Raw genomic sequence first — 26,963 nt, 5'->3', positions numbered from 1 at the left:
CCGAGACCGTGATCACCGCCCACGGCGTCGAGCTGCGCATCGGCGCCCGCGTCCTGCTGCACCAGGCCAGCTTCCGCATCGGCCCGGGCGACCGCATCGGCCTCGTCGGCCGCAACGGCGCGGGCAAGACCACGCTCACCAAGACCCTCGCCGGCGAGAGCCAGCCCACGGGCGGGCAGATCGTGCGCGGCAGCGAGATCGGCTACCTGCCGCAGGACCCGCGCACGGGCGACCTCGACGTCGTCGCGATGGACCGGGTGCTCTCGGCGCGCGGTCTCGACCAGGTCGTGCGCAAGATGCGCGAGACCGAGGGGCAGATGGCCTCGGCCGACCCGGACACCGCCGCGGCCGCGATGGAGCGCTACCCGAGGCTCGAGGCGCGGTTCCTGGCCGCCGGCGGCTACGCGGCCGAGTCGGAGGCCCACCGCATCACGAGCAACCTCGGTCTCGACGACCGCGTGCTGGGCCAGCCGCTGCAGACCCTGTCCGGCGGCCAGCGCCGGCGCATCGAGCTGGCGCGCATCCTGTTCTCCGGCGTCGACACGCTGCTGCTCGACGAGCCGACCAACCACCTCGACGCCGACTCGATCCTCTGGCTGCGGGACTTCCTCAAGTCCTACCCCGGCGGCTTCATCGTGATCTCGCACGACGTGGAGCTTCTGCGCGCGACCGTGAACAAGGTGTTCCACCTGGACGCCAACCGCGGCGAGCTGGACCAGTACAACATGGGCTGGGACAAGTACCTCGAGCAGCGCGAGCAGGACGAGCGGCGTCGCCGGCGCGAGCGCGCCAACGCCGAGAAGAAGGCCTCGGCGCTCATGGCGCAGGCCGAGAAGATGCGCGCGAAGGCGACCAAGGCCGTCGCGGCGCAGAACATGATCCGCCGCGCCGAGACGATGCTGTCCGGGCTCGAGGGCGAGCGGCAGTCGGACCGCGTGGCCAAGCTGCGCTTCCCCACCCCGGCGCCGTGCGGGCGCACCCCGCTCACGGCCAAGGACCTGTCGAAGTCGTACGGCTCGCTCGAGGTGTTCACCGGCGTGGACCTGGCGATCGACCGCGGCTCGCGCGTCGTCGTGCTCGGCCTCAACGGCGCCGGCAAGACGACGCTGCTGCGCATGCTGGCGGGGGTGGAGGAGCCGGACACCGGCGAGGTCGTGCCGGGCCACGGGCTCAAGCTCGGCTACTACGCCCAGGAGCACGACACCCTCGACATGCACGCGACCGTCGTGGAGAACCTGCGGCACGCGGCGCCGGACCTCACGGACACGCAGGTGCGCAGCGTGCTGGGCTCGTTCCTGTTCTCCGGGGACGACGCCGAGAAGCCGGCGCACGTGCTGTCCGGCGGCGAGAAGACCCGCCTCGCGCTCGCCACGCTCGTCGTCTCCAGCGCCAACGTGCTGCTGCTGGACGAGCCGACGAACAACCTCGACCCGGCCTCGCGCGCCGAGATCCTCGGGGCGCTGGACACCTACGAGGGCGCGGTCGTCATGGTCACGCACGACGACGGCGCGGTCGACGCGCTGCGCCCGGACCGGGTGCTGCTGCTGCCCGACGGCGACGAGGACCTCTGGAACGAGTCCTATGCGGAGCTCGTCTCGCTCGCCTGAGCCCCTCCCGGTCGTGGGTACAGGACACGCCGTGCGATCCGCGGATCGCACGGCGTGTTCCGTACCCACGACGCCTGTGGCGCCTGCGCGGGGTCAGGCGAAGGCGAACAGCGGCGGGAAGACCACCACGACGACGGCCGCCCAGGCCGCGTAGACCGGCAGGTAGTGCGTCTGCCAGCGCTCGAGGGCGCCGAAGGGACGGCGCCGGCGCAGGAAGCCGACGGTGAGCCACGCCGCGCGCACCAGGTGCACGAGCAGCAGCAGGTTGAGCCCGAGGGCCGCGACCTTGTTGGGGCTGAAGCCGAACTCCGCGATGCGGGTGAGCATGGCGGTGAGCATCACCGCGTCGACCGCGAGCGCCGCGACGACGAGCACGAGCTGCAGCGCGTCGAACAGCCCGGGGGGCGTCAGCGGGTCGCGCGCGGAGATCGCGTACAGCAGCAGGCACAGCACCAGCACGAGGATCGCGTCCATGAGGATGAGCAGCTCGCGGTCGACGTCGACGAGGTCGCCGGCGGTGAGCAGCACGCCGAGCAGGCTGAGCAGCATGACGATCGTCAGCGGCGTGAAGACCTTGGTCAGCACCGGGGCGATGTTCTCGACGACGTCCTGCTTGGCCTCCACGAGCCACGCCGCGACCACGAGGGCGCCCGGCACCGCCAGCGGCAGCACCCAGTCGCCGAGCACCGGCTCGAAGTCGACACCGACCAGCCCCAGCACGCCCACGGTCAGGCCGAGGAGCACGCCGCCGCCGATCGCGAGCAGCGTCCAGTAGATCGCCAGCTCGCCGGTGAAGCGCACGAAGTCCATGCGCCGCCCGTCGGAGCGCCACCGCCCGCCGACGTAGGCCAGGCCCACGAGCAGCCACAGCACCACCGGGGCGTGCAGGGCGGCGAGCACCGCCGTCGCGCCAGGGCTGCCGGCGGCGCCGGGCTCGAACGGGTAGACGTTGACGACGACGGCGAGCGCCGCGTAGGGCACGGCCAGGGCCGCGACGGCCCGCGCGGTGAGCCGGCGCTTCCAGGCGAAGTAGGCGACGACGAACGGCAGCACCAGCAGGGCGGCGTTGCGCAGCAGGGCGTCGCCGGGCAGCAGGGCGAGCCCCACCCGCAGGGCGGCACCGGCGCCGACCGCGAGCGCGAGGACGACGGCGAGCTCGCGCCAGGCGGTGCCGCCGGCCGCGTCGTCGGCCGGCACGACGAGCTGCTTCCACATCCGCTCGGAGTGCTCCACGGCGAACTCGCGGGAGACGGCGTCGAGGTCGCCCATCCGCTTGATCGCCACGAGGAACGCCTCGTCGTCGTCGAGCCCCGCGGCCCCGAGGTCGGCGACCTGCGCGCGCAGGTGGTCCTCCAGCTCGTCGACGTCGGCGGTCGAGACGGCCCGGCGCCGGTGGACGTACTCGCGCCACCGCGCGATCTGCTCCTCCACCTCGGGGCGCATCAGGCCCACCCCTCGGCGGGCCGGGCGAGCCCGGCCGGTCCCTGCGCGACCCGCTCCGCGGAGTCCCGGGCGTGCTGCCACACCTGCTTCAGCGCGTCCGCGACGACGCTCCACTGCTCCTGGCGCTCGGCCAGCGCGTCGCGCCCGGCGGGCGTGAGGGCGTAGTGCTTGCGCCGCCGCCCGGCCTCTGACGTGCCCCACGCGGCGGCCACGAAGCCCTGCCGCTCGAGGCGGTGCAGGAGCGGGTAGAGCATCCCGTCCGACCACTGCATGCGTCCGCCGGAGAGCTCCGCCACCCGTTTGAGGATCGCGTACCCGTGCAGGTCGCCCTCGGCGAGGATGCCGAGCACCAGCGGCGTCGCGGACGCCGCGACCAGGTCCTTGTCGATGCGCACGATGTCCTCCATACCTAGCGCTGCGAGGTATCGAACCCTAACAGTGCTAGGTATGGATCGTGTGACGACGGCGTGCACGGTCGGCGGCGCCGCCCTCCGGGGCTACCGGGGCTGCCGGGGCTGCCGGGGCTGCCGGGCTGAGCCTGCGCGCCCAGCGGGCGGCGGCAGTCGTCACCGGGCAGCGAGCGCCACCCAGACGATGACCGTCATGGCGACCACGGCCGCGCCGGACAGCAGCACCAGCGGGCGGTGCTCGACCATCACGGCCACGAACTCCCGCAGGTACGCGCTGAGCCAGTAGTACGGCGCCGTCGGCGCTCCGACGGCCTGGGCGTCGATGCCCAGGCGGCGGGCGAGCATCGCCGCCCGGGGAGCGTGGTAGTTGTTGGTCACGATGAGGTACGGACCGTCGAGGCCGTTCTCCCGCAGGAGCCGAGCGCTGTAGCTCAGGTTCTCCTGCGTGGTGCGCGACTCGTCCTCCACGAGGATGTCCCGGGCGGGGACGCCGTGCTCGCGGAGCCACTCCGCCATCGCCTCGCCCTCGGCGCGCGGCTCGTCGCTGCCACGTCCACCGCTGGGCACCAGGACGGGCCTGCCGTCCGGCCCGTCGCGCTCCTCGGCCGCGGCGACCGCGCGCCGCAGCCGCGCCGCGAGGAGCGGCGACACGCGCCCCCCGACCAGGCCGGCGCCCAGCACGATCACCGCGCGCGCCGGCGCCCGCCGGGCCAGGCGTGCGTACAACGCCGTGTGCACGGCGAAGGCCAGGAACAGCAGGCCCGCGCAGGCCTGCGCGGCGAGCAGGCCGACGGCCAGGCTCCCGGTCACCGGGTTCTCGTGGCGCACGAGCACGACGACGACGAGGGGCAGGACCAGGAGGCCGACGCCCGTCACCAGCGACAGCGCGTTGCCCAGGGACCGCCGCTCTCGACGCACCATGACGACCCCGTCGGCCACCAGCAGCAGCGGCAGCAGCAGGAGGCCGAGCCCGACGACGCCCGCGACGACCAGCGTGACGACATCGGCGGCGACGCGCAGGACGCTCGAGGCCGAGACCACGACGGTGACGACGCCCATCGCGAGGTAGGCGACCACCAGCACGAGGAAGCCGTTGCGCAGCGAGCGCGCGTCCCGCGCGAGCGACCACGTCAGCAGCCCGCCGGTCACCACCACGCCGGCGAGGACGAGCAGGAGCTGCACGGCGACCGGCGCGAACTGGCTCACGCGGCGATCGTAGCGACGGCGCGCAGACGGCCGAGCCGCGATCCGGTCGGCGCGCCACGGGCCCTCGCCCCGCCGGCGCGCTCGGGGGTCCCGCCAACAGTTTCCAACCGGTCGGGATCAGGGGGTAGCCTCGCGTTACCTATCAGGTGGTCGGTAGGAGCCACGCCGCACGCGCGGTGGCCTGGTGGCGACCGACCGCCGGCACCCTGCGGGACCGCGCGGTCCCGCCTCCGGGAGGGCGGCGCCGCCCTCCCCCGACCGACCACGTGGGAGCGCCCGATGCGAATTGCCAGCTGGACCAGCACGACCGAGGACGCGCACTGGCGCCGCCTCGCGGCCGTGGAGCCCGCCGCGATCGACCGGATCCCCGACGTGCTCGTCTCGCTCGACGACGAGCAGCAGGAGATCGAGGGGTTCGGCGCGACGTTCAACGAGCTCGGGTGGACGTCCCTGAGCCACCTCAGCGAGGACCAGCGCAGCGAGATCTTCCGGGAGATGTACGCCCCCGGGGTCGGGGGCAACTTCACGATCGGGCGCATGCCGATCGCAGCCAACGACTTCGCCCGGGACTACTACTCGTACGCCGAGGTGCCTGACGACTTCGAGCTCGAGCACTTCAGCATCGACAACGACCTGGAGACGCTCGTCCCGTACATCCGGGCCGCGCAGCAGCACCGCAGCGACCTGAGGCTGTGGGCGTCCCCGTGGTGCCCGCCGCAGTGGATGAAGACCAACGGGCACTACGCCTCGGCGCAGCCCTGGGTGAACGGCGTGGAGAACGGCCTGCGGCCGGACCAGGTCCAGGCGGAGGGCACCGACTCGTTCATCCAGGAGGAGAAGTACCTCGCGACGTACGCGGAGTACTTCGCCCGGTTCGTCGACGCGTACGCCGCGCTCGGGATCGACATCAGCATGGTGATGCCGCAGAACGAGTTCAACTCCGCCCAGCCGTACCCGAGCTGCACCTGGACGCCGCAGGGCCTGGTCGGCTTCCTGCGCCACCTCGCGCCCAGGATGCGCGAGCGGGGCGTCGAGATCTTTCTCGGCACCGTGGAGCGCCCGAACGAGCAGCTCGTGTCCGACGTGCTGGCCGACCCGGTGGCCGCCGAGGCGATCACGGGCATCGGCGTGCAGTGGCACGGCAAGACGATCATGCCCTTCCTCAAGCGCGACTACCCGGGGCTGCGCCTGTTCCAGACGGAGCAGGAGTGCGGCGACGGCAAGAACGACTGGCGCTACGCCCGCTACGCGTGGCGCCTCATGCGGGACTTCCTCAACAACGGCGCCAACGCCTACCAGTACTGGAACCTCTCGCTCGAGCGCGGTGGGGTGAGCCGCTGGGGCTGGTCGCAGAACTCGCTCGTCGTCGTCGACGCCGAGGCCGGGCAGTTCGAGTACACGCACGAGTACTACGTGCTCAAGCACCTGAGCCACTTCGTGCAGCCGGGGGCACGCCTCGTGCCGACCCTCAGCTACGCGGGCTACGAGAACCAGCTGGCGTTCCGCAACCCCGACGGCTCGCTCGTCGTCGTGATGCAGAACGACACATCCGAGGCGATGCCGGTCTCGATCCTCGTCGGCGACGAGGTCGTCACCCCGGTGCTGCCGGCCGACTCGTTCAACACGTTCGTCGTGGAGGTCTGAGGGCCCGTCGCAGCGCCGGGCGGAGAAGCTCGGGAGAGAAGTTCGGCGAAACCGCGTCATGATCGCGCCCCCAGCGACTCTCTCCTGGTAGAGCCGGCACCCCTGTTGCCGGCCGGCTGCACAGGAGGAAGCCATGACCCTCGTCGAGACGCACCGCCCGGCACCCGTCGCCGTGTCCGCCCCGCTGACCCGGCGTGAGCAGGTGGTGCTCGCGAACCTCGCCGAGGACGTCACCCTCGAGCAGATCGCCAGCCGCCTGTTCGTCACGCGCAACACCGTCAAGTCGCAGGTCCGCAGCGCGTACCGCAAGATCGGCGTCTCCACCCGCGCGGACGCGGTGGCGTGGGCCCGCGAGGCGGGGCTCCAGGCGGCGAGCTGACCGCAGCGCCGACGCGCCAGGGGGCGGCGCCGTCGGTGGCACGACCGACACGCACGAGGCGGCGGCCCGGGTCCGACCCGGGCCGCCGCCTCGTCCCGTGCCGGGCGGTGCCGGCAGGACCGCTCAGACGTTGAACCCGAGCATCCGCAGCTGCTCCTTGCCCTCGTCCGTGATGCGCTCCGGGCCCCACGGCGGCATCCAGACCCAGTTCACGCGGAAGTCGGCGACGATGCCCTCCAGGGCGGTCGCGGACTGGTCCTCGATCACGTCGGTCAGCGGGCAGGCCGCGGACGTCAGCGTCATGTCGATGGTCGCGTGGTTGTTCGGGTCGATCTGGATGCCGTACACGAGGCCCAGGTCGACCACGTTGATGCCCAGCTCCGGGTCGATGACGTCGCGCAGCGCCTCCTCGACGTCCGCCACCGTCGTGGGGGACGGCGACGCCGCCGGCGGGGCGACGGCCCCGGTGGTCGTCTCCTCGGTCATGGGGTCCTCCTTCAGCCGGCCAGCGCGCCGCTGCGCGCCAGCGAGTCCTTGAGCGCCGCCCAGCCGAGCAGCGCGCACTTGATGCGGGCGGGGTACTGCGAGACGCCGGTGAACGCGGTCGCGTCGCCGAGGGCGTCCTCGGCGGCGTCGTCGTCCAGACCCTTGCCGCGCGAGCCCATGAGGTCGTGGAAGACGGCGTCCAGCCGCTCCACCTCGGCGACGGACCGGCCGCTGACCAGCTCGGTCATCACCGACGTCGACGCCTGCGAGATCGAGCAGCCCTGTCCCTCCCAGGAGACGCCCGCCACGACCGGGCCGGCGCCGTCGGCGGCGGGGACCACGTCGACGCGCAGCGTCACCTCGTCGCCGCAGGTGGGGTTCACCTGGTGCGACTCCCCCGCGAGGTGCCCGGCGGCCACGTCGACCAGGCCCCGGCCGTGCGGGTGCCTGGCGTGGTCGAGGATCACCTGCTGGTACATCTGCTCGAGCGAGCTCACGTGCTGCGTCGTCCTTCGTCCGATTCCGTCCGACCGACCGGGTGCCCGGCGGTCACTCCACCCCGAAGAACGCGCGGACCCCCGCCAGCGCTTCCCGGAACGCCACGACCTCCTCGACGGTCGTGTAGACCGAGGCCGAGGCCCGGGCCGTGGCAGCCACGCCGAACCGGCGGTGCAGCGGCTGGGCGCAGTGGTGGCCCACCCGCACCGCGATGCCCTTGTCGTCGAGCACCTGCCCGACGTCGTGGGCGTGCACGCCGTCGACGACGAACGAGACCACGGCGAGCCGGTCGGCGGTGTCCGCCGGCCCGACGATCCGCACGCCCGGGATGTCGGCGATCTTGACCAGCTCGGCGGCCAGCGCGCGCTCGTGGGCGGCGACGTTCGCCATCCCGAGCTCGCCCAGCCACTGCGCGGCCACGCCCATGCCCACGGCCTGGGCGACCATCTGCGTGCCGGCCTCGAACCGCTGCGGCGGCGGCGCGTAGGTGGTGGCCTCCATCGTGACGACCTCGACCATCGACCCGCCGGTGGTGACCGGCGGCATGGCCGCGAGCAGCTCGCGCCGCCCGTAGAGGGCGCCGACGCCGGTGGGCCCGAGCATCTTGTGCGCGCTGAACGCGGCGAAGTCCACGCCGAGCCCGTGCAGGTCGACCGGCAGGTGCGGCACCGACTGGCAGGCGTCGAGCACCGTGAGGGCGCCGACCCGGCGGGCCGCGGCGACCAGCTCGGCCACCGGCGCCACGGCACCGGTCACGTTGGAGACGTGACCGAACGCGACGACGCGCGTGCGGTCCGTGATCACGTCGTCGATCGCCGACAGGTCGGGCCGGCCGTCGTCGGTCACGCCGAACCAGCGCAGGACGGCGCCGGTGCGGGCGCACAGCTCCTGCCACGGCACGAGGTTGGCGTGGTGCTCGGCCTCGGTGACGACGATCTCGTCGCCGGGCCGCAGCACGAACCGCTCGGCCGCCGCTCCCCCGCGCCCGGCCGTTGCGTTGCCCAGCGCGTAGGCGACGAGGTTCAGCGCCGACGTGGCGCCCGGGGTCCAGACGATCTCGTCGGTGTCGGCCCCGACGAACGCCGCGACCGCCGCCCGGGCGTCCTCGAACGCCTCGGTGGCCTCCTCGGCCAGCTGGTGGGCGCCACGGTGCACGGCGGCGTTGCGGGTCTCGTAGAACTCGACCTCCGCCTCGAGCACGACGTTCGGCTTCTGCGAGGTCGCGGCCGAGTCGAGGTAGACGAGCGGACGGCCACCCCGCACCGTGCGCTCCAGCAGCGGGAAGTCGGCCCGCACGGCGGCCCAGTCGACGGCGTCGACGGCGGGGCCGGGCGCCCCGGCCGGGCGCACGGTGTCGGTGGTGGTCATCTGCGTCTCCCTCGGTGTCCCTGAGGTGGTCCTGCTCCTGGGAAGTCCCGGCGGGACGTCAGGCCATCGTGGCGCCGGTACCGACGTACCGGTCGTAGCCCTCCTCCTCGAGCCGCTCGGCGAGCTCGGGGCCACCCTCCTCGGCGATCTTGCCGTCGACGAAGACGTGGACGAAGTCGGGCTTGATGTAGCGCAGGATGCGCGTGTAGTGGGTGATCAGCAGCACGCCGACGTCGGTGGCGTCCTTGGCGCGGTTGACGCCCTCCGAGACGATGCGCAGCGCGTCGACGTCGAGGCCGGAGTCGGTCTCGTCGAGGATCGCGAAGCGGGGCTTGAACAGCTCCAGCTGCAGGATCTCGTGACGCTTCTTCTCGCCGCCGGAGAAGCCCTCGTTGACGGAACGCTCGGCGAAGGCCGGGTCGATCCGCAGGTTCTCCATGGCCGAGCGGACCTCCTTGCCCCACGCGCGCAGGGAGGGGGCCTCGCCGGCGATGGCGGTCTTGGCGGTGCGCAGGAAGTTCGCCACGGACACGCCCGGCACCTCGACCGGGTACTGCATGGCGAGGAACACGCCGGCGCGAGCACGCTCGTCGACGCTCATCGCGAGGACGTCCTCGCCGTCGAGCGTGACGGTGCCGCCGGTGACGGTGTACTTCGGGTGGCCCGCGAGCGCCGAGGCGAGCGTGGACTTGCCGGAGCCGTTGGGGCCCATGATGGCGTGCGTCTCGCCGCTGCGGATGGTCAGGTCGACGCCGCGCAGGATGGGCTTGGGGCCCTCCTTCGTCTCGACGCTGACGTGCAGGTCGCGGATCTCCAGGGTGGACATGCGGTGGTTCTCCAGGGGGTTCGGAAGCTGAGGGGACGGGTTCGGCGTCAGGCGACGGCGACCGGCGCGTCGACGTCGACCAGGACCTGGTCGCCCTCGACGGTCACCGGGTACACCGGCACGGGCCGGGTCGCGGGGAGCTGGACGGGCTTGCCGGTGCGCACGTCGAACTGCGAGCCGTGCAGCCAGCACTCGACGAGGCAGCCCTCGACCTCGCCGTCGGACAGCGAGACCGCGCCGTGCGAGCACACGTCCGACAGGGCGTGGAAGGCGCCGTCGCCGTCGCGCACGAGCGCGACGGGGACGGGGGCGCCGTCGACGCCGGTGAGCTCGACGAGCTTGGCCTCCTCGGGGGCCAGCTCGTCGACCGCACAGGCGAACTGGGCCGTCACCGGCCGGCCTCGCCGGTGATGACGCTCATCGACTTCTCGAGCTCGGCCTCGATCGAGGCGAGCAGGCGCTCCTCGACGGCCGGCACGCCGATCTCGTCGATCAGCTCGGCGAAGAAGCCGCGCACCACCAGGCGGCGGGCGTCGACCTCGGGGATGCCGCGGGCCATGAGGTAGAACAGCTGCTCGTCGTCGAACCGGCCGGTCGCCGACGCGTGGCCGGCGCCCTCGATCTCGCCGGTCTCGATCTCGAGGTTCGGCACCGAGTCGGCGCGCGCCCCGTCGGTCAGGACGAGGTTGCGGTTGAGCTCGTAGGTGTCGGTGCCCTCGGCGTCGGCCTGGATCAGCACGTCGCCGACCCACACCGCGTGCGCGCCGGCGCCCTGCAGGGCGCCCTTGTACGTCACGCGGGACTTGCAGCGCGGCTGGCCGTGGTCGACGAAGAGGCGGTGCTCCTGGTGCTGGTCGGTGTCGGCGAAGTACAGGCCGACCATCTCGACCTCGCCGCCCTCGGCCGTGAACGCCGCGTCCGGGGTGACGCGCACGACGTCGCCACCGAACGTCACCACGACGTGCTTGAGGGTGGCGTCGCGGCCCACCACGGCGCGCTGGGAGGAGGCGTGCACGGCGCCGTCGGCCCAGTCCTGGACGGACACGACGGTCAGGTGGGCGCCGTCCTCGACGACGATCTCGACCGTCTCGTCGAGCAGCGCGTCGCCGTCGTGGTCGAGCACGACCACTGCCTGCGAGAACTTCTCGGCGCGGATCAGCACGTGCGTGGCCGTCGCGGCCTTGCTGACGCCGTCGACGCGGACGGTGGTGACGTCGGAGGCGACGGCCTCGGCGGGGATCGTCACGACCGTGGCCTCGGTGAACGCGTTCCACGCGGTCACGGCGGTGCGGTCGCCGGGCTTGCCGGCCCTGCCGAGGCGCTCGTCGTCGCGGCCCACGGTCTCGACCCTGACCTCGGGCGCGGCGGTCACCGTGGTGCGCACGCCGTCGGCGCCGAGCTCCGCGGAGAACAGCGGCTGGAGGCGGGCGACCGGGCTGAACCGCCACTCCTCCTCGCGCCCGGTGGGCACGGGGATGTCGGCCAGGTCGAACGAGGTGACGCGCTCGGCGCGCGAGCCCTGCGGGACGAGGCCGTGCGAGTGGGCGCCGTCGGCGACCGCGCGCGAGTGGTCCGTGGTCAGCGTGGTCTTCTCAGTAGCGGTCGTCATGTCAGCCGACGGACCCTTCCATCTGCAGCTCGATGAGGCGGTTGAGCTCGAGCGCGTACTCCATGGGCAGCTCGCGCGCGATGGGCTCGACGAACCCGCGCACGATCATGGCCATGGCCTCGGTCTCCTCCATGCCCCGGGACATCAGGTAGAACAGCTGGTCCTCGCTCACCCGCGAGACGGTCGCCTCGTGGCCCATGGACACGTCGTCCTCGCGGACGTCGACGTACGGGTAGGTGTCGGACCGGGAGATCTGGTCGACGAGCAGCGCGTCGCACAGCACGTTGGACGCCGAGTGCGCGGCGCCCTCGAGCACCTGCACCAGGCCGCGGTAGGACGTGCGCCCGCCGCCGCGCGCGACCGACTTCGAGACGATCGAGCTCGAGGTGTGCGGCGCGGCGTGCACCATCTTGGCGCCGGCGTCCTGGTGCTGGCCCTCGCCCGCGAAGGCGATCGACAGCGTCTCGCCGCGGGCGTGCTCGCCCAGCAGGTAGATCGCCGGGTACTTCATCGTGACCTTGGAGCCGATGTTGCCGTCGACCCACTCCATGGTGGCGCCCTCGGCGGCCGTGGCGCGCTTGGTCACGAGGTTGTACACGTTGTTCGACCAGTTCTGGATCGTCGTGTAGCGCACGCGGGCGTTCTTCTTCACGACGATCTCGACGACCGCGGAGTGCAGCGAGTCGCTCGAGTAGATCGGCGCGGTGCAGCCCTCGACGTAGTGCACGTACGAGCCCTCGTCCGCGATGATCAGCGTCCGCTCGAACTGGCCCATGTTCTCGGTGTTGATCCGGAAGTAGGCCTGCAGCGGGATCTCGACGTGCACGCCCGGCGGCACGTAGACGAACGAGCCGCCCGACCACACGGCCGAGTTCAGCGCGGCGAACTTGTTGTCGCCGGCCGGGATCACCGTGCCGAAGTACTCCTGGAACAGCTCCGGGTACTCGCGCAGGCCGGTGTCGGTGTCGACGAAGATGACGCCCTGCTTCTCCAGGTCCTCTCGGATCTGGTGGTACACGACCTCGGACTCGTACTGCGCCGCGACGCCGGCCACGAGGCGCTGCTTCTCCGCCTCGGGGATGCCCAGCTTGTCGTAGGTGGCGCGGATGTCCTCGGGCAGGTCGTCCCAGCTGGCGGCCTGCTTCTCGGTGGAGCGCACGAAGTACTTGATCCGGTCGAAGTCGATGCCGGACAGGTCGGCGCCCCAGGACGGCATGGGCTTCTTGCCGAACAGGCGCAGGGCCTTGAGGCGCTGGTTGAGCATCCACTCGGGCTCGTTCTTGAGCGCCGAGATGTTGCGCACGACGTCCTCGCTCAGGCCGCGCTGCGCGGTGGCGCCGGCGTCGTCCTTGTCGTGCCAGCCGTACTCGTACGAACCGATCGAGGCGATGATCTCCTCGTCGGTGCGCTGCTCCGTGGGTGCAGTCATCTCGTTCCTTCCTCAGTGCCGCGAGGTGCGGCCGGCAGGCTCAGGGGTCGGGGTGGTCGTGAGGGCGTCGCCCGCCGGGGCGCCCGCCGGCGCGGCGGGCGCCTGGGCGGCCGGGGGCGGCGCGAGGGGCAGGTTCGTCACGCACGCGTGCGCGCCGCCGGCGATGGTCGCCAGGCGCTGCACGTGCGTGCCGAGCAGGCGGGCGAAGGCGCGGGCCTCCGCCTCGCACAGCTCGCCGAACTCCTCCGCGACGTGCTGCACCGGGCAGTGGCCCTGGCACAGCTGCGCGGTGGGCACGAGCGTCGCGGCCGGGCCCGGGCGCACGGACGCGGCGTAGCCGTCCGCCGAGAGCAGGGCGGCCAGCTGCTCGGCCCGCTCCGCGACGTCGACGGCCGTCAGCCGCGGGGCGTAGCGCTCGACGAGCGCGTCGTACCGCTCGTCGGCGAACGCCGCGACCGCGGCGCTGCCCCCCGCGGCGCGCAGGTGCCGCAGCACCTGGGCCGCGAGCTCGCCGTAGCCGCCCTGCAGCTCCGACTGGCCGCCGGACGTGACGACGTAGGCGCGGGCGGGACGACCGCGGCGCGCCTGGCCGCGGCCGGGCAGGCCGCGGCGCACCGCGATCTTGCCGTCCTCCTCGAGCAGCGCCAGGTGCCGGCGCACGCCCGCGGAGGTCAGGCCGAGCCGCTCCGCGAGGTCGCCCGCCGTCACCGGGCCGGTGCTGGCGACGAGCTCGAGGACGCGGCGCCGCGTGGTCGACTCCGTCTCGACGGCGGGGTCGACGCCCGCGGCGACGACGCGAGGAGCTGTCGACGTCATGCGGGTCACCTCCTGCTCGTCGGTCGTTGCCGGCCGGTCGCTGCGCGTCGGCCTCGGGGCGCGCTCCACCCCGGGGACGCTCTCGATATAACAAACATCCTTGTTGCGTAATCCCGGATGTCAAGGAAGGTCTGCCTCACACGAGGTCACGGCCGGCGCGGCCGTCCGCGCCTCGGGACGTAGGATCCTGCGAGTGCCCACCACCTCCGCACCCGCCGGCGCGGCCGTCGCCGTGCGCGGGCTCGTCAAGCGCTACGGGGGCCGCGACGTCGTCGACGGGCTGAGCCTGACCGCCCGCTCGGGCGAGGTCACCGCCGTCCTCGGGCCGAACGGCGCCGGCAAGACCACCACCGTGGAGTGCTGCGAGGGCCTGCGCTCCCCCGACGCCGGCGAGGTCCGGGTGCTCGGTCTCGACCCCCGCGCCGACGCCGCGGCGCTGCGCCCGCGCGTCGGCGTGATGCTGCAGGACGGCGGGCTGCCCAGCGGGGCGCGCGCCGGCGAGGTGCTGCGGCACGTCGCGGCGATGTACGCCGCACCGCGCGACGTCGACGAGCTCGTCGAGCGCCTCGGCATCGGCTCGTTCGTGCGCACCACGGTGCGGCGCCTCTCGGGCGGCCAGCGGCAGCGCCTCGCGCTCGCGGCCGCCGTCGTCGGGCGCCCCGAGGTGGTGTTCCTCGACGAGCCGAGCGCCGGCATGGACCCGCAGTCCCGGCTCGCGGTGTGGGAGCTCGTGCGCGAGCTGCGCGCGGCCGGGGTCGCCATCGTGCTCACCACCCACCTCATGGACGAGGCCGAGTCGCTCGCGGACGTCGTGCACGTGGTCGACCACGGGCGCGTCATCGCCTCGGGCACCGTCCCGGACCTGCTCGCCGCCGGGGACGACGGCCCCGACGGCGCGACGTCGGTGCGGTTCGACGCGCCCGCCGGCCTCGACGTCGCCGCGCTGGGCGCCGCGCTCGGGCCCCGCTGGGCCGTCACGGAGCCGCGCCCCGGCGCCTACGTGGCCACCGGGCCGGCGGGGCCGCGGGCAGTGGCGGCGCTGACCGCCTGGCTGGCCGACCGCGACACGCTGGCGACCCGGCTCACCGTGGGCCGGCGCACGCTGGAGGACGTCTTCCTCGACCTGACGGGACGGCACCTGCGATGACCCCCACCGACCCCGCGCCGCTCGACCCCGCCGGTGCCGTCACGCCCGCCGCCGGCCCGGCAGGGCCGCCCTCCGCCGCCGCGCCCGCGCTGCGGCGCGTGCTGGCCCAGACCGGCTTCGAGACCCGCGCGATCCTGCGCAACGGCGAGCAGCTGCTGGTCACCGTGGCGCTGCCCGTCTTCCTGCTGGTCGGCCTCGTGGCGACCGACGTCCTCGAGCTCGACACGGGCGGCGCCAGCCGCGTCGACTTCGTGACCCCCGGCGTCCTGGCGCTGGCCTGCCTCGCGACGTCGTTCACCTCGCAGGCGATCGCCACCGCGTTCGACCGCCGCAACGGCGTGCTGCGGCTCATGGCCACCACGCCGCTGGGCCGCGGCGGCCTGCTCGCGGGCAAGGTGCTCGGCGTGCTCGGGGTCCAGGTGGTGCAGGTCGCGATCATCGCTGTCGTCGCCGCCGCGCTCGGGTGGCGGCCCGACCTGGCGGGGGTGCCGGCCGCGATCGGCTGCCTGCTGCTCGGCACCGCCGCCTTCACCGCGCTCGCGCTGCTGCTGGCCGGCACGCTGCGCGCCGAGGGGGTGCTCGCCGTGGCCAACCTCGTGCTGGTCCTCCTGGTGGTCGCCGGCGGCACGCTCGTGGCACCGGACCAGCTGGCCCCCTGGCACGCGCACGTGGCGGTGTTCCTGCCGTCCGGCGCGCTCGCCGAGGCCATGCGGGGCGCGCTGCTCGGCACCGGTGTCCCGCCGCTGTCCGTCGTGGTGCTCGCCGCGTGGACGGCCGCGTTCGGCTGGGGCGCCGGGCGGCTCTTCCGCTGGAGCTGAGGCGCGCAGGCGGGCGAACATCACACCCGCGGACGCCCCGGGCCCGCCTCCGGCGTCCCGCGCACGCCCGCGCGCGCACTAGCGTGGTGGCGTGACCGCGACCGCCGCCTCCGCACCCGCCCGCGACCGCCTCGCCCCGCTGCGCCGCTGGACGCCGGCCGTGCTGCTGGCGAACGTCATCGGCCAGGTCGTCATCATCGTCACCGGCGGCGCCGTCCGGCTCACCGACTCCGGCCTCGGGTGCTCCACGTGGCCGGAGTGCCACCCCGGGCAGTTCACGGCGCAGTACCACGCCGCCACGAGCTACCACGAGATCGTGGAGTTCACGAACCGCACCCTCACCGGCGCGCTCTCGGTGATCGGCCTGCTCGTGCTGCTGCTCGTGTGGACCGACCGCTCGCGGCCCGCCGCCTACCGCCGCCTCGGCGCGGCGCCGCTGGTCGGCGTGCTCCTCCAGGCGGTCATCGGCGGCGTCGTCGTGCTGCTGCACCTGCACCCGGGCTGGGTCTCCCTCCACTTCGGCGTCTCGGCCGGCCTGGTGTGGGTCAGCGCCTACCTCCTGCGCCGCAGCCGCGAGGGTGACGGCGCCCCCGTCGCCGTCGCGTCGAGGGCCGTCACCCGCACGGGGTGGGTGCTCAGCGCGCTGCTCGTCGCCGTCGTCGCCGCGGGCGTCGTCGTCACCGGCGCCGGCCCGCACAGCGGCGACGACACCGTGGGCTACCGCTTCGCCGTCGACCCGCTGACGGTCACCCGCATGCACTCCGGCGCGGTGTGGCTCTTCGTCGCCGCCCTCGTCGCGCTGCTCGTGCAGCTGCACCGCACGCCCACGACGCCGGCCGTCGCCGGCGCCCGGCGCGCGGCGTGGGTGCTGGTCGTCGTCACCCTGCTGCAGGGCGTCATCGGCTACACGCAGTACTTCACCGGCCTGCCCGCGCTGCTCGTGGGCGTGCACATGCTCGGCGCGGCGCTGCTGGTGTGGGCCACCGCGAACGCCGTGCTGCACCTGCGCACCCGCGCCTGAGGCGCCGGGGCGCCGCCCCGGAAGCTTGTGGTACAGAAACACGCCGTGCGATCTTCAGATCGCACGGCGTGTCCTGTACCCACAGCGCGAGGTCAGGGCGGGAGCGTGCCGCGCCGGTAGGGCCACGGCGCGTCGGCCGGGCGCAGGGAGGCCCAGCCGCCGGCCGCGGCAGCGTGCGCGGCCAGGACGCCGACGACTGCCGACGGGTTGTGCAGGTCGCCGGACAGCACGCGGCCGACGGCCTCGTCCAGGGGCACCCAGCGCACCTCGATGCCGGCCTCCTCCTCGGTGCGGGTGTGCCGCTCCGCCTCGGCCACCGGCCGCAGCCCGCGCGCCAGGAACACCCGCAGCGCCTCGTTGGTCGCGCCCGGCGAGGTCGCGAAGTCCACCAGCACGTCCCACCGGTCGGCGACGAGGTCGGCCTCCTCGTGCAGCTCGCGCGCCGCGGCGGCCTGCGCGGCCTCGCCCGCGACGTCGAGCAGCCCGGCCGGCACCTCCCACAGCTCGGAGCGCACCGGGTGGCGGTACTGCCGCAGCAGCAGGACGCGACCGGCGTCGTCGAGCGCGACGACCGCCACGGCACCCGGGTGGTCGAGGTACTCGCGGGTCACCTGCTCGCCGTCGCCGAGGTCGACGACGTCGCGCACGAGGTCGAAGATCCGCCCGGCCGCCACGCGCTCGTGCGCGACGACCGGACGGGGCGCGACGACGTCGGCCAGCGGCGCGCCGGCGTCCTGCGCGCCGGCGTCCTGCGCGCCGTCGTCCTGCGCGCCGGCGCTCACGCCGTGCGCTGCCGCTCGAGCGCCGCCGCGACCAGCCCGGCGAACAGCGGGTGCGAGCGGGTCGGGCGCGACTTGAACTCCGGGTGCGCCTGCGTCGACACGTAGTACGGGTGCGTCTCGGCGGGCAGCTCGACGAACTCCACGAGCTTCGAGCCGGCCGTCGTGCCGGAGATGCGCAGCCCCGCGGCCTCGAGCTCCTCGCGGTAGGCGTTGTTCACCTCGTAGCGGTGGCGGTGCCGCTCGCTGACCTGCTCGGCGCCGTACGTCTTGGCCACGACCGAGCCGGGCACGAGCGTGGCGTCCCACGCGCCCAGGCGCATGGTGCCGCCGAGGTCGCCCTGGCCGCCGACGATGGCCTCCTGCTCCGCCATCGTGGCGATCACGGGGTGCGCCGAGTCGGGGTCGAACTCGGTCGAGGAGGCGTCGGTGTAGCCGAGCACGTTGCGCGCGTACTCGATGACCATGGACTGCAGGCCCAGGCAGATGCCCAGGGTCGGCACGAGGTTCTCGCGCGACCAGCGCAGCGCGCCGATCTTGCCGTCGATGCCGCGGACGCCGAACCCGCCGGGCACGAGCACCGCGTCGACACCCTCGAGGGACGCCTCGGCACCCTCCGGGGTGCGGCAGTCGTCGGCCGCGACCCAGCGGATCGAGACCTTGGCGTCGTTGGCGAAGCCGCCGGCACGCAGCGCCTCGGTCACCGACAGGTACGCGTCGGGCAGGTCGATGTACTTGCCGACCAGGGCGATCTCGACGGCGTGCTCCGGCGAGTGCACCCGCTCGAGCACCGTGCTCCAGCCGTCCCAGTCGACGTCGTGGAACGGCAGGTCGAGGCGGCGCACCACGTAGGCGTCCAGGCCCTCGGCGTGGATCACCTTGGGGATGTCGTAGATGCTCGGCGCGTCGGCGCAGTTGATGACCGCCTCGTTGTCGACGTCGCACATCAGGGCGATCTTGCGCTTGATGCCCTCGGGCACCGCACGGTCGGAGCGCAGCACGATGGCGTCGGGCTGGATGCCGATGCTGCGCAGCGCCGCGACCGAGTGCTGCGTGGGCTTGGTCTTCAGCTCGCCGGACGGGCCGATGTACGGCACCAGCGAGACGTGCAGGAAGAAGCAGTTCTCGCGGCCGAGCTCGTGGCGCACCTGGCGCGCGGCCTCGAGGAACGGCTGGGACTCGATGTCGCCGACGGTGCCGCCGATCTCCGTGATGATCACGTCGACGTCGGGGCCCGCCTGGGCGCGCATGCGTTCCTTGATCTCGTCGGTGATGTGCGGGATGACCTGCACCGTGTCACCGAGGTACTCGCCGCGGCGCTCCTTGGCGATGACGCGCGAGTAGATCTGGCCGGTGGTGACGTTCGAGCTGGCCGGCAGCTCGACGTCGAGGAAGCGCTCGTAGTGGCCGATGTCGAGGTCGGTCTCGGCGCCGTCCTCGGTGACGAACACCTCGCCGTGCTGGAACGGGTTCATGGTGCCCGGGTCCACGTTGAGGTAGGGGTCGAGCTTCTGCATCGTCACGCGCAGACCGCGCGAGCGGAGCAGCCGACCGAGGGACGAAGCAGTCAGACCCTTGCCGAGAGACGAGGCCACACCGCCCGTCACGAAGATGTGCCGCGTGGAGTGCGTCGCGTCCGTGCGGCTGTGCGAGCGGGGCTGGGTACGGTGATCTGCCACGGAACTCCATCCTAACCGACCCCGCCCACGCCCGGGCTGTGGGGTGGCGCACGGCGCGGCGGCGGCCCGGCGGCCGCGGCCCGGGCGCGGAAGGCTCAGCGGCGGCGCAGGCCGCGCACGCCGGAGCGCAGCGCCGGGTCCGCCAGGGCGCACAGGACGACGACCGCGACGGCGACGACGGCCACCAGCACGCCGGCGCCGAGGTCGGCGACCAGCGCCGCGGCGTCGAACGTGACCTCCCCCGGCCCGGCCGGCACGCCGCGGCCGAGCAGCGACAGCAGTCCCCGCCCCGCGAGCGCGCCGAGCCCCACGCCGACCGTCAGCACGACGAGGGCCCGGGGCACGCCGTGCAGCGCCGCACCGCCGACGTGGCGGCGGACGGCCAGCAGCAGCCCCGCGGCGGCGACGAGCATGCCCAGGGTCGTGGCGCCGCCCAGCCCTGCCAGGACGTGCGCGGGCGCGTACGGCGGGCCCTCGGCGCCGAGGAGGGGCAGCACGTACCGCAGCGACGCCGCACCGGCGGCGACCACGAGCCACCCGGCCGCGGTCGCCACCACGGCCGCGCGGCCGCGGTCGATCGCGTACAGCGCCCGCGACAGGTGCAGGATCAGCGCGTACCCGACCAGCCCGGCCGCCATCCAGGTCAGGCCCGCCGCCATGCCGGGTGCGTCGCCGCGCACCACGAGGTCGAACACCCCCTCGACCGCCGGCGCGGCCGCGACCAGCGCGGCGATGCCGACGGCCACGACGAGCAGCAGCGTGCGCGTCGTCGAGGCCACGAGGGCCCGCAGGTCGTCGGACCGGCCGTGGGCAGCGTGCTCGGCGATGCGCGGGAAGGCGCTGGTAGCGATGGGGAAGGCGAGGACGGCGTAGGGCAGCAGGTAGACCTGCTGCGTGTAGAGGAAGACCGCGTACGACGACGGTCCGCCGACCCGGTTCGCGACCAGCAGGGCGACGTACACCGACAGCTGCTGGGCCACGAGGGCGCCGACCCCGGCGAACGCGAGCCGCGCGGCCCGCCGCCCCTCCCCCGCGGGGAACCGCAGCGTCGGGCGCAGGCGCAGGCCGGTGCGGCGGGCAGGGACCACGAGGGGCAGCGCGAGGAACGCGACGCCGACCGTGGTGCCCCAGGCCAGCCAACCGAGCGCCGCGGGGCTCAGCGCCGTGACGTCTGCCTGGCTCCCGGCGGCCAGCACGCCGAAGACGGCGTACACCCCGATGACCACCACGCTGGAGACCAGGGGCGCGAACGCCTGCCAGAAGAACCGCTTGTGCGCCTGCAGGATGCCGCCCAGCACGACCGCCACTCCGTACAGCGGCACCTGGACGGCGAAGACCCGCAGGAACGTGGTGGCGACGGCGACCTTGTCCGGGTCGTCGAGGTTGAGCGTGGTCGCGATCGGGCCGGCGAGCGCCGCCAGGAGCGCCCCGAGCGGCACGAGGACGACCAGCGTCCAGCCGAGCAGGGCGGACGCGTTGCGGGAGGCCGCCTCCCGCGCGGCCGCGGCGTCCGCGCCCGCCGCGTCGGCGCGGCTCAGGTGCCCGGCCAGCAGCGGGACGACCGCCCCGGCCAGGGCGCCGCCCGCGGCGACCTCGAACAGGATGTTCGGCAGCATGTTCGCCGCGTTGAAGACCTGCCCGACGCCGTCCGAGCCGAGCCAGGCACCCTGCGCGAGCCAGCGGCCGAAGCCCACGACGCGGCTGGCCAGCGTGACGGCGGTGATGAGCAGGGCCGCGCCGGCGAGGGTCTGCACGGCCCGGCGCCGCCCGGTCGAGGGCGCGGTCGAGGGCGGGGTCGCGGGCGCCGCGGCGGGGCCCGGGGCGACCACGGGGTCGGTCCCGGCGTCGGGCTGAGGCGTGGGCACGGCGGGCACCTCGTCGCCGGGCGTGCCGACGGGCGCGGTCAAGCCGCCGGGTCCTCGGTCCGGGGCCGGCGACCCAGCTCGTCGACGGCGCGCAGCCACGGGGTGCGCTCGATGACCTGCGAGAAGCTCACGCGCTCGCTGGCCAGGGTGAGCCCGACGACGCCGGCGAGCGCGGCCACCCGCAGCGGCCGCGGCAGGCCGAGTGCCAGCCGGGTGCCGACGAGCGCGCCGAGCGCGTTGGCGCCGCCGTCGCCGAGCATGTCGCGCTCCCCCAGGTCCCCGCCCCACGCGGCCGCCGCCGCGCCGGCGACGGCGCCGCAGGTCGCGGCGGTCGGGCCGCCGACGGGCACCGCGGCGAGCGCGGCCGCCGACTTGAGCGCGCGGCCGGGCCGCAGGTCCAGGAGGTTGAGCAGGTTGGCCGTCCCGGCCACGAGGGCGCCGTTGACCGCGACGTCGGCCGCCCAGCGCGCCGCGCCGCCGGTGCGGTGCGTCCCGACGGCGGCCGCGAGCAGCGACGTGGCGCCGATGCCGAGGACCTTGAGCCCGCCGGTCGTCAGGCGCCCCTGGGCAAGGGCGCCCAGGTGCCCCTTGAGCCCCTTGGTGCGCGTCGTCGTGTCCTCGGCGAGGTCGTCGACGAGGCCGAAGGCGCCGGCTCCAGCGGTGGCCACGGCCGCGGCGACCGTGCCGCGGCCGCGCGCGCCCACGAGCGCGCCGGCCACGAGGCCGGCCGCGACGGCCGGCCCCTCGAGCAGGCTGATCGGCTCGCCGCGGTGGTTGGTACGGGTCCAGCGCTCGGCGCCGCCGGGCTGGCGGGCCTCGAGCGCGCGGCGCGTGGCCGCCGTCGCGGCGGCGGCCGCGACCGCCGCCCGCAGCACGCGTCCCGCGCCCATCAGCTCCCGCTCCCCGTGGGCGTCGCGGACGGCACGACGGGCGGCAGCGGCGTCGCGCCGTCCTCGAAGCCGTACTGGCCCACCTCGTCGGCGAGGCTCGCGGCCAGCGCGAGCGGCACCACGATGCGGCCGACGGGGGTCTCGATGCCGCTGACCGTGCTCACCACGTCGGCGATGGCGTCGTCGGACCGCACCGCGGACACGAGGTCGCCGTCGGACGCCGTGGGGCCCGCCACCACGGTGGCCGGGGCCACGGACTGCACCGTCCGGGCGAGCTCGGCGAAGGTCCGGACGGCCTCCTGCTCCGGCGTCGGCTCGGCGTTCTCGCCGTCGGCCGCCTGGTCGGCGGTCGTGCCCGACATGAGCACCACGGCGTCCGCGGGCGCCGTCTGCTCGCCCTCCACCTCGAGCAGGTCGGCCTGCACGAGCTGCTGCTCCAGCGCGCTGCCCTGCTCGCTGCGCGCGTGGGCGTCCGGGCCGCTCGCTCCGGTGAGCGCCACCGCGAGCGCCGCGGCGAGCGTCTCCGGCGTCTCGGCGTCCTCGTCGTCGGCGCCCGCCTCGGCCAGGGGCTCGCGCAGCCCGCCGGCGATGGTGTCGCGGAAGTCGGCGTGGTCGGCGTCGGTCCAGGCCGGCGTCAGGACGGCGCTGGCCACGATCGTGCCGCCGGCCGCCTCGACCTGGTCCACCACGCCCTGCTCCACGTCGCCCGCGACGTCGTCGAGGTCCACGACCGCGACGCGCTTGCCCTCGAGCGTGCCCGCGACGAGCTGCGGGCCGGCCGCCTGGATGAACGTCAGCTGCTGCTCCGTCGTCGCCTCGCTGGCGGACAGCTGGTCGCGCAGGTCGTTGCGCTCGGTGCGCAGCTGCGCCACCTGGTCGGTCAGCTGGTCGCCGAGGGCGCCCTGCAGCGGCCCCGCGCCGAGGATGATGCCGACGGCGAGCGCGAGGAACACCGAGATCAGGGAGACGAGGTGGTAGCGGAAGTCGATCACGGCTGGTGGGGGTTCCTTCGAGTGGTCCGAGTGGTGACGGGAGGGGCCGCAGCGGGCGCGACGCAGGGCGTCGCGGCGCGCCGGGCGCCGGTCAGCCGCCGAAGAGGCTACCGACCCAGGAGACGAAGTCGTCCAGCCGGGCGCCGGTGATGCCGAAGAACGCCTGGCCCACCGACGTCGACCACAGCGCGGCGACCACCGCCGCGATGCCGGCGAGCGAGAGCAGCACGATCTGCAGGGTCGAGATGGTCGGACGGTACAGGCGCGAGACGCCCTTGGCGTCCACCAGCTTGCCGCCCACCCGCAGCCGGGTGAGGAACGTGCTGGCCATGCCCGCGCGGCCCTTGTCGAGGAACTCCACGAGCGTGGCGTGCGTGCCGACGGCCACGATGAGCTCGGCGCCCTTGTCGTCCGCGAGCAGCATCGCGATGTCCTCGCTGGTGCCTGTCGCCGGGAACACCACCGGCTCGACGCCCAGCGCCTGCACCCGCTCCAGGCCGGGGGCCGTGCCGTCGCGGTAGGCGTGGACCACGACCTCGGCCCCGGAGGCCAGGGCCTTGTCGGACACGGAGTCCATGTCGCCGACGATCATGTCCAGCTTGAAGCCGGCGTCGAGGATGGCGTCGGCGCCGCCGTCGACGCCGACCAGGATCGGGCGGTTCTCCTTGATGTAGGACCGCAGCATCGCCAGGTCCTCGCGGTAGTGGTACCCGCGGACCACGATCAGCACGTGGCGGCCCTCGAAGCGCGTCCGCACGGCCGGCACGCCGACGCCGTCCAGCAGCAGGTCCCGCTCGCGCCGCAGGTAGGTCATGGTGTTCTCGGCGAACCGCTCGATCTCGTCAGAGAGCCCCTCGCGCGCGGCGGCGAGCTCCGCCTCGACGGTCTCGGGGGTCTGCCGGGTGCCCGCGGCGACCTCGCGGCCGCCGCGCAGCACGCGCCCCTCGACGATCTCGACCTCGGCGCCCTCCGGCAGGTCCATCACGGCGGGGCCGAGGTCGTCGACCAGCACGATGCCGGCCTCGAGCAGGATCCCGGGCCCCGCGTTGGGGTAGCGGCCGGAGGTCGAGCGGGCGGCGTTGAGCACGGCGGCCGGGCCCGCCGCGACGAGCGCCTCGGCGGCAACGCGGTCGATGTCGACGTGGTCGATGACGGCCACGTCCCCGGGGACGAGCCGCTTGGTCAGGTCCTTGGTGCGCCGGCCCACGCGGGCAGGTCCGTGCGTCGCGCCGTCGGTGCCGGTGGCGGACGGGCGAGCGATGGCGGGGACGGCCTTGCGGAGGATCGATCTCATATCGCCCTCATCGTCCCACGGAGGACGACTCGAGGAGCTCGAGCGCGTGCGTGCGCGCCGCCTCGCTGTCCTCCTGGCCCGAGAGCATGCGGGCGAGCTCGCGCACCCGCTCGTCCCCCGTGACCTCCCGCACGCCGGTGACCGTGCCCTCGTCACCGGCGGACTTGGTCACCACGAGGTGGGCATCGGCGAACGCCGCCACCTGGGCCAGGTGCGTGACCACGATCACCTGCGTGCTGCGCGCCAGCCGCGCCAGCCGGCGGCCGACCTCGACGGCCGCGCGCCCGCCGACGCCGGCATCGACCTCGTCGAAGACGAACGTCGGCAGCGCGGCCGCGGCGCCCGCGCCCTCGGCCTCGGCGCGCTCCGCGGCCGCCGTGGCCAGCGCCACCTCGACCGCGAGCATCACGCGGGACAGCTCGCCGCCCGAGGCGCCCTTGCCCAGCGGACGCGCGGGCGCGCCCGGGTGCGGCACCAGGGAGAACGTCACGGCGTCGGCGCCCCACGCGCCCGGCTCGTCGGCCGGGTCGACGGCCACCTCGAGCCGCGCGCCGCCCATGGCCAGGCCGGCCAGCTCGGCGGTGACCGCCGCGGCCAGCCGCTCCCCCGCGGCGGTGCGCCCGGCGGTCACGGCGGCGCCCAGGCGCGCGAGCTCGGCGTCCAGCTCGCCGATGCGCTCCTGCATGCCGCGCAGCCGCTCGCCGCCGTCGTCGAGGTCGAGCAGGCGCAGGCCCGCCTCGGACGCCCAGCGCAGCACGTCGTCGACCGTCTCGCCGTAGGAGCGCGTGAGGGCGGTGAGCTCCGCCAGGCGCGTGTGCGCGGCCTCCAGGCCCGCGGGGTCGGCCTGCAGGTCGTCGACGTACGCCGACAGCTCGGTGGCGACGTCGGCGAGCAGGTAGCCCGCCTCGGCGACGCGGGTGCCCAGGTCGCCGAGCGCGGGGTCGTCGCCCGCCGCGGCCTCGAGCGCGCGGCGCGCGCGGGTCAGCAGCTCGACGGCGCTGGCCGCGGACTCGACGTCCTCCCCGGCCAGCGCCTCGTGCGCCTCGGTCGCCGCCAGGCGCAGGCTCTCGACGTTGCCGAGCCGGGCCACCATCGCCTGCAGCTCGACGTCCTCCCCCGGCTTGGGGTCGACGCGCTCGACCTCCGCCAGGCCGAGGCGCAGCAGCTCGGCCTCGCGAGCCCGCTCGGCGGTCCGGGCCGTGAGGTCGTCGATCTCCGCCTGCAGGGCCGCCCGCTCGGACCACGCGGTGCGGTAGGCGTCGACGACGGCGAGGTGCTCGGGCCCGGCGAAGGTGTCCAGCGCCTCGCGCTGCTTCGACGCGGTGCGCAGGCGCAGCTGGTCGGTCTGCCCGTGCACGGTGACGAGCTCGTCCGCGATCTCGGCGAGCACGCCCTGCGGCACGCTGCGGCCGCCCAGGTGGGCCCGCGAGCGCCCACCGGCCGCGACGGTGCGCAGCACGACGACGGTGCCGTCGTCGTCGGCCTCGCCGCCCGCCTCCTCCACGCGCTGGGCGACGGCCGGGCGGTCGGCGACCTGCCACCGGCCCTCGACGACGGCGCCGCCGGCGCCCGGGCGCACGGCGCCCGCGTCGGCCTTGCCGCCCATGAGCAGGCCCAGCCCGGTGAGGACCATGGTCTTGCCGGCCCCCGTCTCACCGGTGATCACGGTGAGCCCGGCGGGCAGCGTCACGCGCGCGGCGCGGATGACGCCCAGGTTCTCGATGGCGATCTCCTCGAGCACCTCACACCTCCGAGTCGTCGTCCGGCCCGGCGGCGACGCGGGCACGCGCGACGGCCGCGGCGTCGTCGGCCGCCTCGCGCCAGCCCACCACGGGCAGGTTGAACTTGGACACGAGCCGGTCCGTGAACGGCGCCGGCGAGAGCCGCGCGAACCGCAGCGGCTCGGCGCCGTACCGCACCTCCACGGTGGCGCCCAGCGGCAGGTCGAACCGGCGCCGGCCGTCGCAGGTCAGCACCGCCGGCACGGGGCTGCGCTCGAGCACCGTGACGCGGTACGCCGCACGACGCCCGATGACCAGCGGCCGGGCGAACAAGGCGTGCGCCGACAGCGGCACGAGCAGCACGCCGTCGACGTCCGGCCACATCACGGGCCCGCCCGCCGAGAAGGCGTGCGCGGTGGACCCGGTGGCCGTGGACATCACGACGCCGTCGCAGCCGAAGCTCGACAACGGCCGGCCGTCGACCTCGATGCCGACCTCGATCATCCGCTCGCGCTGCGCCTTCTCCACGGTCGCCTCGTTGAGGGCCCAGCCGTGCAGCGGCTCGGGCTGGCCGGGCAGGTAGACGCGCACGTCGACGACGCCGCGCTCCTCCACCACGTAGTGGCGCCGGGCGATGCGGTCCACGGCCGCGCGCAGGTCCTCGCGCTCGCTCTCGGCGAGGAAGCCGACGTGCCCGAGGTTGACGCCCAGCAGCGGCACGTCCGTGCCGTGGGTGAGCTCGGCGGCGCGCAGGATCGTGCCGTCGCCGCCGAGGACCATGACGACCTCCGACTCCGCGACGCCCTCGCGCGCGCGGGCCACCGCCATGTGGTCGCCGAACGACTCCGCGAGGTCGTCGTCGTGCAGCGCCACCTCGAAGCCGGCCGACTCGAGCTCGCGCACGGCCTCCTGCAGCGCCGCCACGGCCTCGGGCCGACCACCGTGGGTGACGATGAGCACTCTGCGCGTCACGGGGCTCCTCCGGGGACGACGAAGACGGGTGGGACGGGGGGCCGCGGCGCCGGCCGCCCGGCGG

The 26,963-nt window shown here is 74.6% G+C and carries 25 protein-coding genes; 6 read left to right on the top strand and 19 right to left on the bottom strand.

All coding sequences use genetic code 11. The features are described 5' to 3' along the window. The first annotated feature begins 8 nt into the window (after positions 1 to 8). Entirely contained in the window at positions 9 to 1,607 is a 1,599-nt protein-coding gene (locus GSF02_RS13720; RefSeq protein ID WP_159797446.1) for an ABC-F family ATP-binding cassette domain-containing protein, read from the top strand. 93 nt (positions 1,608 to 1,700) lie between these two features. Here GSF02_RS13720 and GSF02_RS13715 read toward each other — a convergent pair whose 3' ends face one another. The 3 genes from GSF02_RS13715 to GSF02_RS13705 all read right to left on the bottom strand — a co-directional run bounded on the left by GSF02_RS13715 (position 1,701) and on the right by GSF02_RS13705 (position 4,666). Continuing rightward, positions 1,701 to 3,050, bottom strand: coding sequence for a permease prefix domain 1-containing protein (locus GSF02_RS13715; protein ID WP_159797444.1), 1,350 nt, complete (start codon positions 3,048 to 3,050; stop codon positions 1,701 to 1,703). Then, positions 3,050 to 3,445 carry a PadR family transcriptional regulator gene (locus GSF02_RS13710; RefSeq protein WP_159797442.1) on the bottom strand — a complete coding sequence of 132 codons (396 nt, stop codon included), beginning with the start codon at positions 3,443 to 3,445 and terminating at the stop codon, positions 3,050 to 3,052. Before GSF02_RS13710 ends, GSF02_RS13715 begins: the two co-directional genes overlap by 1 nt. 171 nt (positions 3,446 to 3,616) lie before the next feature. Then, complete coding sequence (locus tag GSF02_RS13705) at positions 3,617 to 4,666, bottom strand: YdcF family protein (RefSeq protein ID WP_159797440.1); 1,050 nt, start codon at positions 4,664 to 4,666, stop codon at positions 3,617 to 3,619. Positions 4,667 to 4,945: 279 nt separating this feature from the next. Between GSF02_RS13705 and GSF02_RS13700 the strand changes: the two genes are divergently transcribed. Beyond that, complete coding sequence (locus GSF02_RS13700; RefSeq protein WP_159797438.1) at positions 4,946 to 6,310, top strand: glycoside hydrolase family 30 protein; 1,365 nt, start codon at positions 4,946 to 4,948, stop codon at positions 6,308 to 6,310. A 133-nt stretch (positions 6,311 to 6,443) separates the two neighbouring features. Continuing rightward, a complete protein-coding gene (locus GSF02_RS13695) occupies positions 6,444 to 6,689 on the top strand; it encodes a helix-turn-helix domain-containing protein (protein ID WP_159797436.1) in 246 nt (81 codons plus the stop codon). A gap of 123 nt (positions 6,690 to 6,812) precedes the next feature. Here the strand turns inward: GSF02_RS13695 and GSF02_RS13690 are convergent, their stop codons facing one another. From GSF02_RS13690 to GSF02_RS13655, 8 genes are read right to left on the bottom strand one after another with little or no spacing between them, the layout of a single operon-like run. Further along, a complete protein-coding gene (locus GSF02_RS13690; RefSeq protein ID WP_159797434.1) occupies positions 6,813 to 7,175 on the bottom strand; it encodes a metal-sulfur cluster assembly factor in 363 nt (120 codons plus the stop codon). 11 nt (positions 7,176 to 7,186) lie between these two features. Then, on the bottom strand, positions 7,187 to 7,672 hold the full coding sequence (sufU, locus tag GSF02_RS13685) for a Fe-S cluster assembly sulfur transfer protein SufU (RefSeq protein WP_201308935.1): 486 nt from the start codon (positions 7,670 to 7,672) through the stop codon (positions 7,187 to 7,189). 52 nt (positions 7,673 to 7,724) lie between these two features. Beyond that, positions 7,725 to 9,041 carry a SufS family cysteine desulfurase gene (locus tag GSF02_RS13680; RefSeq protein ID WP_159797432.1) on the bottom strand — a complete coding sequence of 439 codons (1,317 nt, stop codon included), beginning with the start codon at positions 9,039 to 9,041 and terminating at the stop codon, positions 7,725 to 7,727. A 58-nt stretch (positions 9,042 to 9,099) separates the two neighbouring features. After that, on the bottom strand, positions 9,100 to 9,867 hold the full coding sequence (gene sufC / locus GSF02_RS13675) for a Fe-S cluster assembly ATPase SufC (RefSeq protein WP_159797430.1): 768 nt from the start codon (positions 9,865 to 9,867) through the stop codon (positions 9,100 to 9,102). A gap of 47 nt (positions 9,868 to 9,914) precedes the next feature. After that, a complete protein-coding gene (locus GSF02_RS13670; RefSeq protein ID WP_159797428.1) occupies positions 9,915 to 10,259 on the bottom strand; it encodes a non-heme iron oxygenase ferredoxin subunit in 345 nt (114 codons plus the stop codon). Further along, entirely contained in the window at positions 10,256 to 11,476 is a 1,221-nt protein-coding gene (gene sufD / locus GSF02_RS13665) for a Fe-S cluster assembly protein SufD (RefSeq protein ID WP_159797426.1), read from the bottom strand. The genes GSF02_RS13670 and sufD overlap by 4 nt, the downstream gene beginning before the upstream one ends. A gap of 1 nt (position 11,477) precedes the next feature. Next, positions 11,478 to 12,905, bottom strand: a complete 1,428-nt coding sequence (sufB, locus tag GSF02_RS13660; protein WP_159797424.1) for a Fe-S cluster assembly protein SufB — start codon at positions 12,903 to 12,905, stop codon at positions 11,478 to 11,480. 12 nt (positions 12,906 to 12,917) lie between these two features. Beyond that, positions 12,918 to 13,721 (bottom strand): helix-turn-helix transcriptional regulator, encoded by an 804-nt coding sequence (locus GSF02_RS13655; protein WP_159797422.1) that lies wholly within the window; start codon positions 13,719 to 13,721, stop codon positions 12,918 to 12,920. 193 nt (positions 13,722 to 13,914) lie between these two features. On the opposite strand from GSF02_RS13655, the gene GSF02_RS13650 reads away from it, so the two are divergent. The 3 genes from GSF02_RS13650 (at position 13,915) to GSF02_RS13640 (ending at position 16,707) form a co-directional block, all read left to right on the top strand. Then, entirely contained in the window at positions 13,915 to 14,868 is a 954-nt protein-coding gene (locus tag GSF02_RS13650; protein WP_159797420.1) for an ABC transporter ATP-binding protein, read from the top strand. Further along, positions 14,865 to 15,686, top strand: coding sequence for an ABC transporter permease (locus GSF02_RS13645; RefSeq protein WP_159797418.1), 822 nt, complete (start codon positions 14,865 to 14,867; stop codon positions 15,684 to 15,686). The genes GSF02_RS13650 and GSF02_RS13645 overlap by 4 nt, the downstream gene beginning before the upstream one ends. A gap of 91 nt (positions 15,687 to 15,777) precedes the next feature. Next, the gene (locus GSF02_RS13640; protein ID WP_159797416.1) at positions 15,778 to 16,707 is read left to right on the top strand and encodes a COX15/CtaA family protein; all 930 of its coding nucleotides are present in this window, start codon (positions 15,778 to 15,780) and stop codon (positions 16,705 to 16,707) included. Between the two features lie 92 nt (positions 16,708 to 16,799). Here GSF02_RS13640 and GSF02_RS13635 read toward each other — a convergent pair whose 3' ends face one another. The 8 genes from GSF02_RS13635 to GSF02_RS13600 all read right to left on the bottom strand — a co-directional run bounded on the left by GSF02_RS13635 (position 16,800) and on the right by GSF02_RS13600 (position 26,899). After that, a complete protein-coding gene (locus tag GSF02_RS13635) occupies positions 16,800 to 17,426 on the bottom strand; it encodes an NUDIX domain-containing protein (RefSeq protein ID WP_235915574.1) in 627 nt (208 codons plus the stop codon). Positions 17,427 to 17,485: 59 nt separating this feature from the next. Next, positions 17,486 to 19,165, bottom strand: coding sequence for a CTP synthase (locus tag GSF02_RS13630; RefSeq protein ID WP_159797414.1), 1,680 nt, complete (start codon positions 19,163 to 19,165; stop codon positions 17,486 to 17,488). A 95-nt stretch (positions 19,166 to 19,260) separates the two neighbouring features. After that, the gene (gene murJ / locus GSF02_RS13625; RefSeq protein WP_235915571.1) at positions 19,261 to 21,072 is read right to left on the bottom strand and encodes a murein biosynthesis integral membrane protein MurJ; all 1,812 of its coding nucleotides are present in this window, start codon (positions 21,070 to 21,072) and stop codon (positions 19,261 to 19,263) included. Further along, entirely contained in the window at positions 21,069 to 21,920 is an 852-nt protein-coding gene (locus GSF02_RS13620) for a hypothetical protein (protein ID WP_159797412.1), read from the bottom strand. Before GSF02_RS13620 ends, murJ begins: the two co-directional genes overlap by 4 nt. Then, entirely contained in the window at positions 21,920 to 22,912 is a 993-nt protein-coding gene (locus GSF02_RS13615) for a copper transporter (RefSeq protein WP_159797410.1), read from the bottom strand. The genes GSF02_RS13620 and GSF02_RS13615 overlap by 1 nt, the downstream gene beginning before the upstream one ends. A gap of 91 nt (positions 22,913 to 23,003) precedes the next feature. Continuing rightward, positions 23,004 to 24,206 carry a putative cytokinetic ring protein SteA gene (gene steA / locus GSF02_RS13610; protein ID WP_159797408.1) on the bottom strand — a complete coding sequence of 401 codons (1,203 nt, stop codon included), beginning with the start codon at positions 24,204 to 24,206 and terminating at the stop codon, positions 23,004 to 23,006. A gap of 7 nt (positions 24,207 to 24,213) precedes the next feature. Next, complete coding sequence (gene recN / locus GSF02_RS13605; protein WP_159797406.1) at positions 24,214 to 25,947, bottom strand: DNA repair protein RecN; 1,734 nt, start codon at positions 25,945 to 25,947, stop codon at positions 24,214 to 24,216. Between the two features lies 1 nt (position 25,948). After that, complete coding sequence (locus GSF02_RS13600) at positions 25,949 to 26,899, bottom strand: NAD kinase (protein WP_159797404.1); 951 nt, start codon at positions 26,897 to 26,899, stop codon at positions 25,949 to 25,951. Positions 26,900 to 26,963 lie beyond the last annotated feature (64 nt).

The organism is Puerhibacterium puerhi (assembly GCF_009846865.1).
Taxonomy (GTDB): domain Bacteria; phylum Actinomycetota; class Actinomycetes; order Actinomycetales; family Cellulomonadaceae; genus Puerhibacterium; species Puerhibacterium puerhi.
Note: the sequence above shows the minus strand (reverse complement) of the source record. Positions and strands in the feature narration are given on the sequence as shown.

Excerpts from the sequence above, each read along its gene's own strand:
- GSF02_RS13715 (WP_159797444.1), bottom strand. The coding sequence starts at position 3,050 with ATGCGCCCCGAGGTGGAGGAGCAGATCGCGCGGTGGCGCGAGTACGTC.
- GSF02_RS13700 (WP_159797438.1), top strand. The coding sequence starts at position 4,946 with ATGCGAATTGCCAGCTGGACCAGCACGACCGAGGACGCGCACTGGCGC.
- GSF02_RS13695 (WP_159797436.1), top strand. The coding sequence starts at position 6,444 with ATGACCCTCGTCGAGACGCACCGCCCGGCACCCGTCGCCGTGTCCGCC.
- GSF02_RS13690 (WP_159797434.1), bottom strand. The coding sequence starts at position 7,175 with ATGACCGAGGAGACGACCACCGGGGCCGTCGCCCCGCCGGCGGCGTCG.
- GSF02_RS13680 (WP_159797432.1), bottom strand. The coding sequence starts at position 9,041 with ATGACCACCACCGACACCGTGCGCCCGGCCGGGGCGCCCGGCCCCGCC.
- sufC (WP_159797430.1), bottom strand. The coding sequence starts at position 9,867 with ATGTCCACCCTGGAGATCCGCGACCTGCACGTCAGCGTCGAGACGAAG.
- sufD (WP_159797426.1), bottom strand. The coding sequence starts at position 11,476 with ATGACGACCGCTACTGAGAAGACCACGCTGACCACGGACCACTCGCGC.
- sufB (WP_159797424.1), bottom strand. The coding sequence starts at position 12,905 with ATGACTGCACCCACGGAGCAGCGCACCGACGAGGAGATCATCGCCTCG.
- GSF02_RS13655 (WP_159797422.1), bottom strand. The coding sequence starts at position 13,721 with ATGACGTCGACAGCTCCTCGCGTCGTCGCCGCGGGCGTCGACCCCGCC.
- GSF02_RS13645 (WP_159797418.1), top strand. The coding sequence starts at position 14,865 with ATGACCCCCACCGACCCCGCGCCGCTCGACCCCGCCGGTGCCGTCACG.
- GSF02_RS13620 (WP_159797412.1), bottom strand. The coding sequence starts at position 21,920 with ATGGGCGCGGGACGCGTGCTGCGGGCGGCGGTCGCGGCCGCCGCCGCG.
- steA (WP_159797408.1), bottom strand. The coding sequence starts at position 24,206 with ATGAGATCGATCCTCCGCAAGGCCGTCCCCGCCATCGCTCGCCCGTCC.